The sequence below is a fragment of the Planococcus daihaiensis genome (genome assembly GCF_049262615.1).
Classification (GTDB): domain Bacteria; phylum Bacillota; class Bacilli; order Bacillales_A; family Planococcaceae; genus Planococcus.
This window is the reverse complement of the sequence record NZ_CP175504.1, coordinates 2606923-2619646: the sequence shown is the minus strand read 5'-3', so window position 1 is coordinate 2619646 and position 12724 is coordinate 2606923. Positions and strand designations below refer to the sequence as shown.

The following is a 12724-nucleotide window of genomic DNA, read 5'->3' as shown; positions in this document are numbered from 1 at the left end:
AAAAAACGTGCAGGAGTTTAAACTCCCAGCACGTTTTTTTTATGATTTCATGCGCGGATCAAGTGCATCCCGCAATCCATCCCCCATTAAGTTAAAGCCCAAAACCGTCAGCATAATTGCCAGACCCGGGAAAATCATGGTCCACGGTGCATTCGTCAGAAACGACCGGGAATCAGCTAGCATCTTGCCCCATTCCGGGGTTGGAGCTGAAGCACCGAGCCCCAGGAATCCAAGTGCTGCCGCTTCGATGATTGCTGTTGCAATCGCCAAAGTCCCTTGCACAATCACCGGCGCCATCGAGTTTGGTAAAATATGTGAAAACAGGATTCTGTTATCCTTCATGCCAATCGCTTTAGCAGACATGATGTATTCATCTTCTTTTATACTCAATACTTTCGACCTTATCAGCCGGCCGAAGTTGGGAACATTTATAATCGCGATTGCGATTAAGGCATTTCTTAAGGATGGTCCCAATACCGATACAACGGCAATTGCCAAAAGGATACTTGGGAAAGCCAGCATGATATCAAAAATCCGGGAGATGATGGTGTCTACCCATCTGCCGTAATAGCCAGCCAGTATGCCAAGAAAACTTCCGACAATTACTGAGGCGATTACCGCTAAAAATCCGACCCATAGAGAAATTCTCGCTCCGTAAACAACACGGGACAGAATATCGCGTCCAAAATCATCCGTCCCCATCCAATATGTTGAGGAAGGAGGTTGAAACCGTTGGGTCAAGTCCTGCTCGTTTATGCCCTGAGGCGTAAACAGCGGACCGAAAATAGCCAATAGAATAAAGAAGATTACAATTCCCATTCCAACAACAGCCACTTTACTCTTTCGGAACCCGCGCCACGCCTCTTTCCATGGCCCCGCCACTTCCTGCATTTCAATATCTTCTTTTTTTACTGTCGTGTCAGCCATTATTCTCCCCCTTCCTAATCATATTTGATGCGTGGATCCACTAAGCTGTAAAGAAGATCGACGAATAGATTGATCATAACGAATATGAAAGCAACAATCAGAATGCCCGATTGGATTACCGGATAATCCCGGAAGCCGATTGCTTCATATATATACCTTCCAATTCCTGGCCAAGCAAAAATTGTTTCCGTCAATATGGCCCCACCAAGCAATAAGCCCATTTGAAGACCAATGATTGTCATGACAGGAATGATGGCATTTTTCAATGCGTGCTTGTACACGACCCAAAACATTTTCAAGCCTTTTGAGCGTGCCGTACGGACATAATCCGAACGCATAACTTCCAGCATGCTTGACCGCGTCATCCGGGCGATGATCGCCATTGGAATCGTAGCGAGTGCAGTTCCCGGAAGTATCAGATGCCGCATAACTGTTGCAAGCTGATCAAATTGTCCTGTGATCAAGGTATCGAATACATAAAAACCGGTTACCGATTCGATGGGATCCCGCACATTCATGCGGCCGGAAGTCGGAAGCAGATCCAATTCAATTGCAAAAATCCATTGATTGAGAAGGCCCAACCAGAAAATCGGCATTGAGACGCCGATCAACGCAATGATCATAGCAAGATAATCGAACCATGAATTCTGGAACCATGCAGAAATGATTCCTGCATTAATACCGACAATAATGGCGATAATAACAGCAAAAACGGATAATTCGATTGTTGCCGCCAAATAAGGCCATACTTCGTCAACTACTGGAGTCCTTGTTCGCAGCGACTGCCCCAGATCCCCTGTAACCAGCCCTTTCAAGTAATCAAAATACTGGATATACCATGGATTATCCAATCCCAAAGTCGCTCTCAGAGCTTGAATGGCTTGTTCAGACGCCTGTTGCCCAAGAATTACTTGAGCCGGATCGCCAGGTATTGCACGAATGATCATAAAAACGATGAATGTCATCCCGAGCAGAACCGGAATCAATTGCAATAGCCGTTTACCAATATAGTGAAGCATTTCTTCACCTCTCCATCTCTAACAATATGTATTGAATAATTTAAAAAAAGAGGGGAGCCAGTTCAATCTCCCCTCCCGAAAAGTTTACTCCATTTCCAAATCTACTGATGCTAATTTGTCTGAACCAGTAGGATGCGCTTTAAAGTCGATTACATTGCTGCCACCAGCCAGAAGCGGTGTTGAGTGAGCAAGTGGAACCCACGGTGCATCTTCGTGAATGATTTCCTGTGCTTGCATATAGTATTCATTACGAAGATCTTCATCGACTTCTGTTTGAGCTTCAATCAGAATGTCATGTAATTCCTGATTTTCGTAATACGTGTAGTTGTTTGAACCGATGTTATCCTGGTCAAGCAATACATACAAGAAGTTATCCGCATCACCGTTATCACCAGTCCAACCTAATAGGAAGGCATCAGCTTCACCGGCAGCGGCTCTTTCAAGATAAGTAGCCCATTCATAGGAAACGATTTCCGCAGTGATTCCTACTTCAGCCAAATCACTTTGAATTGCTTCTGCTACTTTTTGGCCATCTGGCATATATGGACGTGGAACAGGCATAGCCCATAGTTCCATTTCAAATCCATCACCAAGACCGGCTTCTTCCAATAATTCCATTGCTCTTTCAGGATCATATTCATATCCTTCGATGTCATCGTTATAGCCGCTGATTACTGGCGGCATAGGGTTTTTCGCAACTTCCCCGCGACCTTCAAAGAATGCGTCAACGAGAGCTTGTCTATCGATTGCATGGTTCATCGCCTGGCGAACCAATGGATCATCGAAAGGCTCACGCGTGTTTGTTAATCCCAGGTAACCAACGTTCATCGATGGGCGCTCGAATAATTGAAGGTTTTCATCACCTTCGATTGTAGCGGCATCAGATGGATTAATCCCATCAGCCAAATCAATTTCTCCAGCCAATAATGCGTTCAAACGGCCTGAGTTATCCGGAATCGAACGGAACACAACTTCATCCAATTTCGGTTCACCTTCTACCCAATAATCATCGAATTTCTCGATGCGGACAGTATCGTTACGATTCCATTCAACGAATTGGAATGGTCCTGTACCTACTGGATTATCACCAAAAGCATCGCCTTGCTCTTCAAATGCAGTTGGAGAAGCGATACCGAACGGGCTCATTGCCAAGTTTTTAAGGAATGGAGCCATCGGACGTTTCAATGTCATTGTAACTTCGTAATCGCCGGTAGCTTCCACCGATTCGATTACGTGTCCTTCGTCATCGCCAAAACCACCAAACATTGAACCGTAATAAGGGAATTGATCTGCATCACCTGCAGCCCATCGGTCAAAGTTTGCCACAACTGCTTCAGCATTAAAATCTGTGCCGTCATGGAATGTAACGCCTTCTTCAAGTGTGAATGTGTAAGTCAATCCATCATCTGCAGCATTCCACTCAGATGCTAAAGCACCTTCAATTTCTGTATCCTGCTCACCGAAGTTCACAAGCGTATCAAAAATATTCTTTGTAACTTTAAATGATTCACCGTCTGTTACAGTGATAGGATCAAGTGATACCGAGTCTCCTCCGCGTCCGAAGATCAAGATTTTCTCTTCCGTGGATTCTTCTGCGCCACCATCTTCACCTGTGTCGCCTTCTGATTCTTCATCTGTTCCGCCATTACAGCCGTAAAGCACTGTCGAAATCAGCAATAACATCAGAAATGCAAGTGACAGAATTTTTTTCTTCCCCAAATTAACCCCTCCGTTTTTGTTTATTATCATTGCGGTCTGCTTTCCTCATAGAGGTGGCAGGCCACATAATGATCCTTTTCAACCTCCGCTAAAATCGGGATCGTCGTTTCGCAAATATCCATTTTAAATGGACAGCGTGTATGGAAACGACAGCCGCTCGGCGGATTTGCGGGACTTGGAACATCCCCTTTGATAACCACTTCTTCCCTCTCGAAAGCCGGATCCGGCACGGGCACCGCGGTAAGCAATGCCTGCGTATAAGGATGCAGCGGCTTTACGTAAAGGTCCTCGGTGTTAGCCATTTCAGCCATGTTGCCGAGATACATTACGCCAACACGGTCGCTGATGTGGCGAACCACACCCAGATCGTGTGCAATGAAAATATAAGTCAGTTTCAGTTCTTTTTGCAGATCCTGCATCAGGTTAAGCACCTGCGCCTGGATTGATACATCGAGAGCTGAAACGGGCTCGTCAGCAATAATGAGTTTCGGGTTTGTCATCAGCGCCCGGGCAATGCCGATGCGCTGCCGTTGCCCGCCACTGAATTGATGCGGATAACGTTTTGCGTGATAACTGCTTAATCCTACGATTTCCAAAAATTCGTGAACCTTTTTTTTGCGCTCTTTCGGATCTCCGATATCGTGGACGTTCAACGGCTCCATTAATATTTTTTCAATGGTATGCCGGGGATTCAGTGATGCGTAAGGATCCTGGAACACCATTTGAATGTCGCGGCGCGCTTTGCGCATTTCGCCGCTCGACAGCGATGTGAGTTCCTGCCCGTCAAAAGTGACTTTTCCTTCGGTCGGCTCCAGCAACCTCATCAGCATCCGTCCGGTCGTCGATTTGCCGCAACCGGATTCACCAACAATGCCAAGGGTTTCACCTTCCTTAACGGAAAATGAAATATCATCGACCGCTTTCACGTAATTGCTCACTCTGCCGAACATTCCAGATTTAATAGGAAAATATTTTTTTAGGCCCTCAACTTTTAACAATGGTTCTGTCATGCTTCTCTGCCTCCTTTGGATCAAATAGGAAGCACCGGGTTTGATGCTCTTCAGTTGTCTGGTAAAGCGGCGGCGTTTCTTCAAAACAGCGATCGAATGCAAATTCACATCTCGGCGCAAAACGACAGCCCGTATTGATCGACCCCGGTTTTGGAACATTGCCAGGAATCGAGTAAAGCCGTTCTTTTTTGAATCGCATGTCGGGAACGGATTCAAGCAACCCACGCGTATAAGGGTGTTGGGGGTCTTTGAAGATATCCGCGACCGGCCCTTCCTCAACCACTTTCCCCGCATACATGACCACTACTCTTTCGCATGTTTCTGCTACAACACCAAGGTCATGGGTGATCAGCAGAACAGCTGTGTTGAGCTCTTTGTTCAAATTCTTGATCAGTTTCAGGATTTGCGCCTGAATGGTGACATCCAGTGCAGTTGTCGGTTCATCCGCAATCAGCACCTTCGGGTCGCATAGCAATGCCATCGCAATCATGACCCGCTGTCTCATTCCCCCGGATAATTGGTGTGGATATTCCTTCATCAAACCTTCCGGTCGCGGCAATCCGACCAATTTCATCATTTCGACTGCACGATTGTAAACCTGTTTTTTCGACCAATCCTTTTTATGGATCTTAACCGCTTCCTGCAACTGATTTCCGATCGTAAATAACGGATTCAATGAAGTCATAGGCTCCTGGAATATCATTGCTATATCATTGCCTCGAATGTCGCGCATTTTTTTCTCAGGCAATTTCGTCAAATCCGTATTTTCAAACAAGATTTCGCCATGGGTGATTTTACCCGGAGGGCTTGGCACCAATCCCATGATCGACAGCGAAGTTACACTTTTGCCGCATCCGGATTCACCTACAATCCCCAATACTTCCCCTTCACGAATATGGAAGTCTATGCCATCGACAGCCGGTACTTGGCCATCATCTGTAAAAAAGGTGGTCTGCAAACCTTTTACTTCCAAAATCTTATCTCTTTCTATCATTCGGACACCCCTTTTTACCCAATAATAATTCTGAATATTTTATTTCTTTTAATTATACGGAAATTCAAACTATATGCAATAGTTCTTTTTATTGGGCTGCTATTAAATTTTTATGAATTAAGAAAAAGCCAGCTGAGAATGTCTCAGCCGGCTTGTAATAATTTACTATATTATGGAAGCAATATCAATTTCATTTGAAATGCTGAACCTGGAAAAGGTTATAGTAGACACCTTTTCGCTTCATTAATTCATCGTGTGTACCTTGTTCTGCCAGAACACCATGGTCGATAACAAGTATTTGATCGGCATGGGTAATAGTAGACAGTCTGTGGGCCACAATTAATGTTGTTCTGTCGTTAGCGAGACGCTCCAGTGAGTCCTGGATCAGCGCTTCGCTTTCCAGATCCAGTGCTGAAGTCGCTTCATCGAGAATCAGCATCGGCGGATTTTTCAAGAACACGCGGGCAATGGCGACCCGTTGCTTTTGGCCGCCCGATAATTTGACGCCGCGTTCGCCGACTTTCGTGTCGTAGCCTTCCGGCAGCATTTCAATGAACGTGTGAGCATTGGCGGCTTTTGCGGCCGCTTCAACTTCCTCATCCGTCGCATGCGGTTTACCCATCAATATATTGGCTTTGACCGAATCACTGAACAGAATTGAATCCTGCAGCACCAGCCCGATCTGATCCCGGAGCGTATGGATGCTGACGTCTTTCAAGTTGTGGTCATCCATGTAGATGCCGCCTTCGGTCACATCGTAGAAACGCGGAATCAGCGATACGATCGTCGATTTCCCGCCGCCACTCATGCCAACCAGCGCAACCGTCTCCCCCGGTTTAACGGTAAAGCTCATATTGGAGAGAACTTCTGATCCGCCATCATTATAATTGAAGGAAACATTGCGGAATTCCAGTTTGCCGTCGACCACTTTCAAGTCGCGGGCACCTTTTTTATCTGTCACATCATAATCTTCGTCAACAAGTTCGAAGACCCGATCCATCGACGCCAGCGATTGGACAAGCGTCGTCGAAGAGTTGACCAGTCTGCGCAATGGGTTGTAAAGACGTTCGATATAGGCAATAAACGCCACCATCGTCCCGAGTGTTAAATCACCCTGAATTACCTGGTAACCGGCATAGCCGATGACCAGTAGCGGCGCAACGTCGGTAATGGTATTGACAACGGCAAATGCCTTGGCATTCCATTTTGTGTGGTCGATGGCCTTTTCCAGAAACTGATCATTGGTATCATTGAAAATTTTCTGCTCGTGCTTTTCAAGTGCAAAGCTTTTGATGATGCTCATTCCCTGTACACGTTCATGGAGATAACTTTGGACGTTCGCAAGGGCCTGTGACCGTTCGCGGGTCAAATCACGCAAGCGCCCGAAAAAGTATTTGACACTGAGCGCATAAAACGGGAACGCCAGCAAAGCGACTAGTGTCAATGACACGTCCATCGACAGCATGATGGCAATTGCGATGAGAATCGTCGCAAGATCGAGCCAGACATTCATCAATCCGATCATGACAAAGTTTTTTGTTTGCTCAACATCATTGATGACACGCGAAATAATTTCGCCTGCACGCGTATTGGCATAATACCTGAGGCTTAACCGTTGTAGGTGGCCATAAAGATAACCGCGGATGTCATAGAGGATTTTATTGCTTACATATTGTGCATAATACTGACGGAAATATTCAATCGGCGGACGCAAAAGAAAGAACACAATGGCCGTTCCGCCAAGCCAGAGATAGAGCTGTTCCAATTTTTCTTCGCTCGACAGCGCTTCCGCCCCGATAATATCATCAATGACAATTTTGATCAGCAAGGGAATAAAAAGCGGAATGGCAAATTTAAAGACACCTATCAGGATCGTCAAAGCTATTTGCCAATAATACGGCTTAACAAAATGCATGTATCTTTTCATGCTACTGCGTTTCACATTGCTCAAAATATTCACTCCATTCTTTCTCAAAATGAAAAACCTGTTGGCTGGCAACAGGTTTCCATTTTATCAACGAATCCGGTTTTCTCTTTGAAATTCATACCGGTCCGTCCATACTTCGATGAAGTCCTGGGCAAATGGGCCTCTGCGCTGCTTGATCCAGCCTATCAGCTTTTCGACATTGCGATAGAGAATCTGGTCGATCACTTCAGGGTAACCCATCTGCCTTTTATGGTCTTCATATTCGTCTTCATCCAATAATGTGTAAGACATATCCGGAAACACTTTAACATCCAGGTCGTAATCGATGTATTTCAAGGAACCATTATTGTATACGAATGGTGAACTGACGTTGCAATAATAATAAACCCCATCATCACGGAGCATGCAAATGATGTTGAACCAATGTTCTGCATGGAAATAGCAAATCGAGGGCTCCCGTGTCAACCACGTTCTGCCGTCCGATTCGGTGACCAGCGTGCGTTCATTTGCACCAATGACAATATTATTAGTCCCTTTCAAAACAGTTGTTTCCTGCCAGACACGGTGGATTCGGCCGTTGTGTTTGTAACTGTGGATTTGTATCGTTTCTCCCTCTGCGGGAATCGCCATGTCCATCCCACCTTCTCGTCTAAGCCCTTTAGATTATCTGCTATTTCAGTATTATATCAATCAATTCTGAAAACATACAGTAATACGTCGATAAAGGAAGAAAATTACATAACGACCGAACGGCCACCATCGACAATAATCGTCTGTCCGCGGATCATATCCGAATCATCGGAAATAAGGAACATTGCCGTTTTGACCATGTCCTCGATTTCCACCATGCGTCCTGCAGGCGTGTTGACACGCGCGTCATTTAACAATTCTTCGCGGTTCGGGAAATGCTTCAGCGCTTCCGTATCGAGTGCTCCGCCGGAAACAGTGTTCACTGAGATTCCTTTTGGCGCAAGTTCGACCGCCAAATAGCGTGTGATGGATTCCACTGCCGCTTTTGAAACGCCGATTGTCGTATAATTTTCAAGATAGCGGATGGATCCGAGAGAACTGATGCCGACAATTTTGCCGCCTTTATCCATTAGCTTTGCCGCTTCCTGCGCGCCGAACAGGAATGCTTTCGCGTTGATGTTCATCGTCCAGTCCCAATGGGATTCTTCCAGTTCCATAATCGGACGGAGTACACCGGACGCGGCATTGGATACAAAAACATCCAATCTGCCAAATTCCTCTCTGATCGTCTCGAACATGCCGCGCAATTTTTCAACGTCCCCGACATTTGCTCTGACCAGCAAGGCTTTGCGGCCTCTGGCTTCCACTTCTTTTACCGTGTCCAGGGCAGCGGTTTTGCTGCGCGCATAATTGACCACGATATCATAGCCTTCTTCCGCCAAGGCAATTGCCATCGCTTTGCCGAGCCCTCTGCTGCTTCCTGTTACCAACGCCACTTTTTGTTCAGCCATTTCTATGCATCTCCTCTGCTTGTTAAAGCTGTTTTCATTTTTTGAACCGGACCGGATACCGGCAGAAAATCCATTTCTGCCGCATTCACCCATTTCATGTTGTCATTAATTTCCAAATTTAACCCTTCGGCAATAAAGCCATCCACATTCCATGTTAAATGAGAAAAGACATGTTTGAAAGAAGTAATTTTCTCCGCTTTTACGACTGTCCCGTTAAATTGCTCTGACAATTGTTCTTCGACTTCCGGTGCACCGATGCTTTCCGGAACTTCCAAGAGGGGGAACTGCCACATATTGGCCAAAAGACCGGTAGATGGCCGCTTTTCCATCAATAGCGTTTCGCCGTTTCGAATGGCGACCATTGCATAATTGACGGCTTTGCTTGCTTTGGCTTTCGTTTTAACCGGCAGCTCGTGTTGCCGTCCTTCATGAAATGCCGCACAATGATCGCGAACCGGGCATAGCAGGCATTTTGGCGAAGTCGGGGTGCAAACCAGCGCGCCCAGCTCCATCAGCCCTTGATTAAATGCGGACGGGTCTTCGTGGCTGATCAATTCTGTCACCGCTTCTTCAAACACTTTTCGTGTTTTCGGTTTGGCGATGTCTTCATCGATTAACAGGATACGCGATAACACACGCATAACATTGCCATCGACAGCATGCTCCGGCAAACCGTAAGCAATACTCAGCACCGCTCCGGCTGTATAGGGACCGACGCCTTTCAAAGCCAAAATCTCTTTGCGGCTGCCGGGAACCTTGCCATCATATTTCTCCGCAACTTCGCGGACGCCCGCCTGCAGGTTGCGGGCCCGTGAATAATAGCCGAGACCTTCCCATTGCTTCAGCAGAACTTCTTCATCCGCTGTCGCCAAATCGTGTAATGTGGGAAACTTCTCGACAAAACGTTTATAATAAGGAATCACCGTATCCACACGGGTTTGCTGCAGCATTATTTCTGAAATCCAAATTTGATATGGATCCGCAGTCCGTCTCCACGGCAGATCTCTTTTCTCTGTGTGGAACCAATTGATCAAGTCATTTTGAAATTGCTTTTTTTCTATATTAATAGCGGAACCCTCCATTGATACTAGATTATTTCATTAAAATTAAGGGTATGTAATGAGTAGCACCGACGGGTTATCAAAAAGAAATTCCCGTCATTCAACAAATACTTTCGAAGGGGGATGAGACGATGGATACTGGTACACACCTGGTCATGGGGATCGCACTCGGCGGCCTCGCGATGGCGGACCCCGCAGTGGCTACTGACACAGTGACCATGACTGCAGTCATCGCAGGAACCATCATCGGCTCGCAAATCCCGGATGTTGATACAGTCCTGAAATTGCGCGACAACGCTGTTTATATCCGTCATCACCGGGGAGCCACCCATTCAATTCCGGCTGTTTTATTTTGGCCGCTGTTACTCACTGCGGCACTGGGGCTGATTTTCCCGGAAGTCAACCTGCTGCATCTGTGGCTTTGGACATTCCTTGCTGTGGTTCTGCATGTTTTTGTCGATATCTTCAATTCTTACGGCACGCAGGCATTGAGGCCATTTTCCAACCGATGGGTGGCACTTGGCGTCATCAATACGTTTGATCCGATTATTTTCGGGCTTCACGTTATTGCATTGATGATTTGGGCATTTGGCGCCGATCCGGTCTGGACAATCGGCATCTTGTATGTGGGGCTCGTGTTTTATTACCTGTCACGTTTTGCTCTGCAGTCAGCCATCAAAAGCGCTATCCGCAGAACACTTCCCGGTACCACAGCAATTTTCGTTGCCCCGACGATGCGTTATTTCCATTGGCGTATCGCGGCAGATACGGACCGCCACCATTATGTCGGGCGGGCATATGGCCGGACGATCAACTTTTATGATAAGTTCATGAAAAAACCGATGCCTGAAAATGAATTGATTCAAACTGCTTTAAAAGACAAAAATCTTGCAGCCTTTGTTTCATTCTCTCCTCTTTACCGCTGGGAAATCAATCAGTATGGAGAAATTTTAGAGGTTCGGCTGATCGATTTAAGGTATCGCAGCAACGATTATTACCCGTTTGTGGCAGTCGCCCATCTTGATGAGGATTACAATGTTCTCAATTCTTATACCGGTTGGATCTTCAGCGAAGACAAGCTTCGCAAAAAACTGGATTTCAGCCATAATTAAATCGAATCACAAAACGCACACTCCAGGGTGTGCGTTTTTTTGTGCTTTAACTGATAACCTGAGCAGCTTTTGATCAGTCGTTCAGCAGATGAGAATATTTCGGGTTGCTGGCCGCAAATTCGTGGATATTTTCGCCATAGCTGTCAATCCACTGGCGCACCACTTTCTCGACCACTTCAGTGCCCTGATAATCATATCCCGCTTTTGCATAAGAAGATTCAAAATCCGATGCAAGCAATTCAATCCATGTGCGAGCTTTATCTTCTGAGATATTCGGATTTTTTTCTTGCAGTTCAATGGTCAATTGTTCAATGACTTCTTTCATATTTCTACTTCCCTTCTTTTAACGAACGCAGCATGGAAATCGGCAGAGCCTCTGTGAACTTATCGCCACCCAGGCGATACCCCCATGCAAATCTGCCTTTCAAATAATCGATTTGAAAATAGACATTGGGATCTCCTTCGATATGGTAGACTTCCCCTTGTTTAAAATCTTCCGGATCGAGCAAATAACTTGCTGCCATAATGGCTTTTCGTTCCAACACCGCAAACTCGTTGATGATGCCAAGTTGTTCGGCTTTGCGCGCTTTTTCTTTCAGACGTGCTATTTCTGTGCGCAGCTCCTGTTCGTCCATCTGGTTGTAACGCTTATCTTCACTCATCTTCGTTCTCCTTTTTTTCCAGGTATTCATTGATGACTTCGGCGGGGAATCCTTTTTGGTAAAGTCCCTGTTTCACTTTGGACTTCAAGTCGTAGCCGGTCAATTTATTGCTGTATTTACGCCAAAGTTTATCCCCTTGCTCGGCAACAATTTCCGTCCATTGGTCTTCGTCTTTTTCCAGATCCAAATCTGCTATCGCCAGTTTGATCAATGAATACGAATAGCCTTTGCGCAGCAATGTGTCACTGATTTTCTGTTCAATCTGTCGGGGTGTCTTGGTTTTTTCTTTGTCAGCTATTTTTTCTGCGAGTCCCTTGGCGAGCTCCAGCTGCTCTTCATCAGAATAGGAAGCGAGCACATCTTTTTGCACTTGTTTATCAATCCCTTTCTTCTGCATATCCTGTTGGATCGCTTTCGGACCTTTTTTGGCTGACTTCATCTGTGTGCGCATCAATGCTTCTGAAAATGCCCGGTCATCGAGGAAATTCAGTTTATATAATTTTTTGATTGCTTCATCTATCACGGCTTCGCCATATTCTTTGTCTTTCAGTTTCTGCCGCACTTCGTTTTCACTGCGCATCCGGAAACTGAGGAAATCGAGTGATTTATTGAAAGCTTTGCGGACTTCATCTTCAAAATTGATCTCTTCAAGGGTCCATTGGTCGAGCTCTTTGCCTTTGGTCAATTGATACCTGACGAGCACCGTTTCATCGACACTGAAAGCGAATTTCTCTTCAAGGAAAATATTATAGCGTTCAGGATTCTTTTTCCCTTGTGTGATTTTCGTGATAATCGGCATTCCCCGGCACCCC

General features: G+C 45.9%; 13 protein-coding genes. 1 reads left to right on the top strand and 12 read right to left on the bottom strand.

Translation table 11 applies throughout. The features are described from left to right. Positions 1-39: 39 nt before the first annotated feature. The 9 genes from nikC to mutY form a co-directional block, all read right to left on the bottom strand. Positions 40-927, bottom strand: a complete 888-nt coding sequence (gene nikC / locus DHX103_RS12860) for a nickel transporter permease (protein WP_422122670.1) — start codon at positions 925-927, stop codon at positions 40-42. A 14-nt stretch (positions 928-941) separates the two neighbouring features. Continuing rightward, the gene (locus DHX103_RS12855) at positions 942-1946 is read right to left on the bottom strand and encodes an ABC transporter permease (protein ID WP_422122669.1); all 1005 of its coding nucleotides are present in this window, start codon (positions 1944-1946) and stop codon (positions 942-944) included. 84 nt (positions 1947-2030) lie between these two features. Next, a complete protein-coding gene (locus tag DHX103_RS12850; protein ID WP_422122668.1) occupies positions 2031-3665 on the bottom strand; it encodes an ABC transporter substrate-binding protein in 1635 nt (544 codons plus the stop codon). Positions 3666-3691: 26 nt separating this feature from the next. Further along, positions 3692-4675 (bottom strand): ABC transporter ATP-binding protein, encoded by a 984-nt coding sequence (locus tag DHX103_RS12845; RefSeq protein ID WP_422122667.1) that lies wholly within the window; start codon positions 4673-4675, stop codon positions 3692-3694. Beyond that, the gene (locus DHX103_RS12840; protein WP_422122666.1) at positions 4650-5669 is read right to left on the bottom strand and encodes an ABC transporter ATP-binding protein; all 1020 of its coding nucleotides are present in this window, start codon (positions 5667-5669) and stop codon (positions 4650-4652) included. Before DHX103_RS12840 ends, DHX103_RS12845 begins: the two co-directional genes overlap by 26 nt. Before the next feature lie 190 nt (positions 5670-5859). Further along, positions 5860-7584: an ABC transporter ATP-binding protein gene (locus tag DHX103_RS12835; protein WP_422124776.1), complete on the bottom strand. Its 1725-nt coding sequence runs from the start codon at positions 7582-7584 to the stop codon at positions 5860-5862. A 99-nt stretch (positions 7585-7683) separates the two neighbouring features. Next, positions 7684-8226, bottom strand: a complete 543-nt coding sequence (locus tag DHX103_RS12830) for a DUF402 domain-containing protein (RefSeq protein ID WP_422122665.1) — start codon at positions 8224-8226, stop codon at positions 7684-7686. Positions 8227-8330: 104 nt separating this feature from the next. Then, positions 8331-9077 (bottom strand): enoyl-[acyl-carrier-protein] reductase FabL, encoded by a 747-nt coding sequence (gene fabL / locus DHX103_RS12825; protein WP_422122664.1) that lies wholly within the window; start codon positions 9075-9077, stop codon positions 8331-8333. Positions 9078-9079: 2 nt separating this feature from the next. Further along, entirely contained in the window at positions 9080-10078 is a 999-nt protein-coding gene (mutY, locus tag DHX103_RS12820) for an A/G-specific adenine glycosylase (protein ID WP_422124775.1), read from the bottom strand. Positions 10079-10269: 191 nt separating this feature from the next. Here mutY and DHX103_RS12815 point away from each other — a divergent pair, with 191 nt between their 5' ends. Then, complete coding sequence (locus tag DHX103_RS12815) at positions 10270-11250, top strand: metal-dependent hydrolase (RefSeq protein ID WP_422122663.1); 981 nt, start codon at positions 10270-10272, stop codon at positions 11248-11250. Positions 11251-11323: 73 nt separating this feature from the next. Here DHX103_RS12815 and DHX103_RS12810 read toward each other — a convergent pair whose 3' ends face one another. The 3 genes from DHX103_RS12810 to recX are packed head-to-tail and all read right to left on the bottom strand — an operon-like array spanning position 11324 to position 12711. Further along, positions 11324-11575, bottom strand: a complete 252-nt coding sequence (locus tag DHX103_RS12810) for a YfhJ family protein (protein WP_422122662.1) — start codon at positions 11573-11575, stop codon at positions 11324-11326. 4 nt (positions 11576-11579) lie between these two features. Beyond that, positions 11580-11912, bottom strand: coding sequence for a YfhH family protein (locus DHX103_RS12805; RefSeq protein WP_422122661.1), 333 nt, complete (start codon positions 11910-11912; stop codon positions 11580-11582). Further along, on the bottom strand, positions 11905-12711 hold the full coding sequence (recX, locus tag DHX103_RS12800) for a recombination regulator RecX (RefSeq protein WP_422122660.1): 807 nt from the start codon (positions 12709-12711) through the stop codon (positions 11905-11907). The genes DHX103_RS12805 and recX overlap by 8 nt, the downstream gene beginning before the upstream one ends. Between the last annotated feature and the right edge of the window lie 13 nt (positions 12712-12724).

Excerpts from the sequence above, each read along its gene's own strand:
- DHX103_RS12815 (WP_422122663.1), top strand. The coding sequence starts at position 10,270 with ATGGATACTGGTACACACCTGGTCATGGGGATCGCACTCGGCGGCCTC.
- DHX103_RS12835 (WP_422124776.1), bottom strand. The coding sequence starts at position 7,584 with ATGCATTTTGTTAAGCCGTATTATTGGCAAATAGCTTTGACGATCCTG.
- DHX103_RS12845 (WP_422122667.1), bottom strand. The coding sequence starts at position 4,675 with ATGACAGAACCATTGTTAAAAGTTGAGGGCCTAAAAAAATATTTTCCT.
- DHX103_RS12830 (WP_422122665.1), bottom strand. The coding sequence starts at position 8,226 with ATGGCGATTCCCGCAGAGGGAGAAACGATACAAATCCACAGTTACAAA.
- nikC (WP_422122670.1), bottom strand. The coding sequence starts at position 927 with ATGGCTGACACGACAGTAAAAAAAGAAGATATTGAAATGCAGGAAGTG.
- recX (WP_422122660.1), bottom strand. The coding sequence starts at position 12,711 with ATGCCGATTATCACGAAAATCACACAAGGGAAAAAGAATCCTGAACGC.
- DHX103_RS12855 (WP_422122669.1), bottom strand. The coding sequence starts at position 1,946 with ATGCTTCACTATATTGGTAAACGGCTATTGCAATTGATTCCGGTTCTG.
- fabL (WP_422122664.1), bottom strand. The coding sequence starts at position 9,077 with ATGGCTGAACAAAAAGTGGCGTTGGTAACAGGAAGCAGCAGAGGGCTC.
- DHX103_RS12805 (WP_422122661.1), bottom strand. The coding sequence starts at position 11,912 with ATGAGTGAAGATAAGCGTTACAACCAGATGGACGAACAGGAGCTGCGC.
- DHX103_RS12840 (WP_422122666.1), bottom strand. The coding sequence starts at position 5,669 with ATGATAGAAAGAGATAAGATTTTGGAAGTAAAAGGTTTGCAGACCACC.
- DHX103_RS12810 (WP_422122662.1), bottom strand. The coding sequence starts at position 11,575 with ATGAAAGAAGTCATTGAACAATTGACCATTGAACTGCAAGAAAAAAAT.